This window comes from Geobacillus sp. B4113_201601 (genome assembly GCF_001587475.1).
Taxonomy (GTDB): Bacteria; Bacillota; Bacilli; order Bacillales; family Anoxybacillaceae; genus Geobacillus; species Geobacillus icigianus.
Genome location: NZ_LQYX01000048.1, coordinates 56,411 through 58,769 on the forward strand (window position 1 = coordinate 56,411; position 2,359 = coordinate 58,769).

At 42.1% G+C, this 2,359-nt stretch carries 2 protein-coding genes and 2 pseudogenes; 3 read left to right on the forward strand and 1 reads right to left on the reverse strand.

Going from position 1 to position 2,359, the window contains the following annotated elements:
- The 3 genes and pseudogenes from B4113_RS19475 to B4113_RS07830 form a co-directional block, all read left to right on the forward strand.
- A partial coding sequence (locus tag B4113_RS19475; protein ID WP_235597976.1) for a pre-toxin TG domain-containing protein occupies window positions 1-523 on the forward strand: 523 nt, incomplete at its 5' end.
- Between the two features lie 12 nt (window positions 524-535).
- Window positions 536-925 (forward strand): annotated as a pseudogene (locus tag B4113_RS19480) (DNA/RNA non-specific endonuclease); the annotation flags it as partial.
- Window positions 918-1,400, forward strand: a complete 483-nt coding sequence (locus B4113_RS07830) for an antitoxin YezG family protein (RefSeq protein ID WP_033023420.1) — start codon at window positions 918-920, stop codon at window positions 1,398-1,400. The pseudogene B4113_RS19480 and the gene B4113_RS07830, both read left to right, overlap by 8 nt.
- A gap of 805 nt (window positions 1,401-2,205) precedes the next feature.
- On the opposite strand, the pseudogene B4113_RS20450 reads toward B4113_RS07830, so the two are convergent.
- Window positions 2,206-2,359: pseudogene (locus B4113_RS20450) on the reverse strand (transposase); the annotation flags it as partial.

The window sequence follows — 2,359 nt, forward strand, 5'->3', positions numbered from 1 at the left end:
TACCGGCGAGCACCTGTCGGTCGGGGACCGATTGCTGGCGGGCGGGATGTTGCTGTTATCGATTGTACCCCCGGCTAAAAGTGCCGGCGTCGCCGGAAAAGCGGCGATCAAGGGCGCCAAGGCGATCGATGCCGCCTCCGCCCTTGCGAAAGTGAAACATGTCGTGTGCGATGATAAAATGAAAGCGATCGGCGACATCGCCTTTCGCCAAACCGTCCGCTCCCCTCTTGCCGAAACAGCCCGATTGTTCAAGAAGCAATGGGACGAATTAGTAGGGAACGTCGCCTCCGTTTCATGGCAGCCGGCGTATGCGGGAGTGGGGCCGGCGCCTCGGGGGTGGATGAACGAAGCAAAAGATGCGTCCCTCAACATGATCAAGAAAGTTGAGGGGGAAATGGTTGAGAAGGGTGCCAAGGGGACGCCAAAAGTTCCTACTAAAGTGAGTTATGGAGATCATTACACTAAAGATGGTCGTAAAAAGGTACTAAAACCAGATATTGAGTATACAAGTAAAGAGGGATAAACTTATAAAACAGATAGTAATGGACGGATTTCCAGTGCTGAAGGTACTCTCAAGTTAGGACATGGAAAAAGAAATAATTATGCTCAGAAAGTTGCAGGACGGGAAGACAGATTGCCAGATGATGAAGGTGGGCATTTAATTGCAAGTATTTTTAAAGGTTCAGGTGATCTCGATAATCTTGTACCAATGAATGGGAATCTCAATAAGGGTGAATGGAAGAAACTTGAGAATACTTGGGCAGAAGCAATTAAACAAGGCGATGAAGTGAAAGTAAAGATAAAGCCAAATTATAAGGGAGATTCTCACCGCCCAATAAGTTTTGATATTAAGTACAAAATTGGCGATGATGATTGGGAAATTAGGCGATTTGATAATGTACTAGGGGGGAAGTTAGATGAATGAAGAAAAATTAGGAATCCTATACCATGAGATAGCAGAAGTTGTTGTTGATACTATTCCTGAGGAATGGTCTAAGGTTTATCTATATGGTGAGATTGTTGAAGGCTCTCGAACTGCTTACTTTTATTACTATCCTGAAGGAAGTGATAAACCTGTTTACAGTCATGATATTCCTGAAATTTTTAGAGTAAGTGAACATGAATATTCAGAAAAATTGAATCAATTAATGGATCTTACTCAGAAGCTCTGGACAGAGTTTAAAGATAACACTCAAGAGCCTTGGACCAATTTCACTTTAATCTTGGACAATACAGGAAAATTTAAAATTGATTTTAATTATGATGATCTTTCAAATGCAGACTTGCACGAAAGAAAGACTATTTGGAAATATAAGTATCTTGGAATTATGCCTAAAAGTAACTCTGGAAAAAAACATTTAAAAAGATATTTAGAGACGGTGGAAAGAGAGAAAAAATAGTTTCTAAACGGGATGCAATTACGTGAGGTTTACATCATTAACAGCAGGATCGTACCATACAACCAACAAACCAAACATTAAACAACTCAACGAACACGCTTAGATCAGCTTTCAAAGGCCTATTCCAACTTGAATGATAAGGCGGAATGAGCTTTTTTGGTATGCCCAAAATCAAAGGATGAAAAGGAGAACGGCAAAACAAGCACAGGAAAAGGCAGTTCTAATGGCACAGGTGGACGAGCTGAAACGTTTAGGTAGTAACGCCCCACAGACAGCGTTAAAAGTAAGGAAACTATTCAAATAAGCTGAATACTTTAAACAGTTGGCTGACGAAAAGGACGGGCATCCAAGGCTGGAATTCATTGGATGTTTGGAAGATGAAGCATCTGTACAGCATAACAAAAGTGTGTTAGCCTGTCAGAAACAGGATTTGGACGTAGTAAAGGAAGAAGTTATTTTCCACAAAATGAAAGTACAGAGATATGCAAAGTGTTTACGCAAACAGTTATAGTATGAGGAAAATGTTTGTAGGAGAAAGAAGTTCCCCTTCCATTCAAAAAGAGGAGGATTTCCTTCGGTGGGGCGGGGGAAGTAAGCAAAAAGATGCAAAAAGGACTCTCTTCCTTGCGAAAGTGAAACATGTCGTGTGCGATGATACCATGAAGACGATCTTCCACCTCACATTTCGCACCCTAACAAGGTCAAAACAAAGGATTTTTTATTTAGTTTTTCAGAATAACTTTTTGACCAACACGACAAGCGATGGCAATCCTTTTTTTACCATCGCTAGTCGTTCCATATGACGTTACACGTAAATGCTCTCGTCCATGCCCAATCCCTGCAGGATCCTTCGCTGATCAGGGGTGAGCGGTTTTCCTAGCGCGCGTTGGATGCGTCCATCCGGCAGCTTGAGGAGGACGACTTTCACATACTCAAACAACTGAAAAATCGCTTGCCCG

What these genes read in the sequence shown, in the direction of transcription:
- B4113_RS07830 (WP_033023420.1), top strand. Translation starts at nt 918, where the DNA reads ATGAATGAAGAAAAATTAGGAATCCTATACCATGAGATAGCAGAAGTT.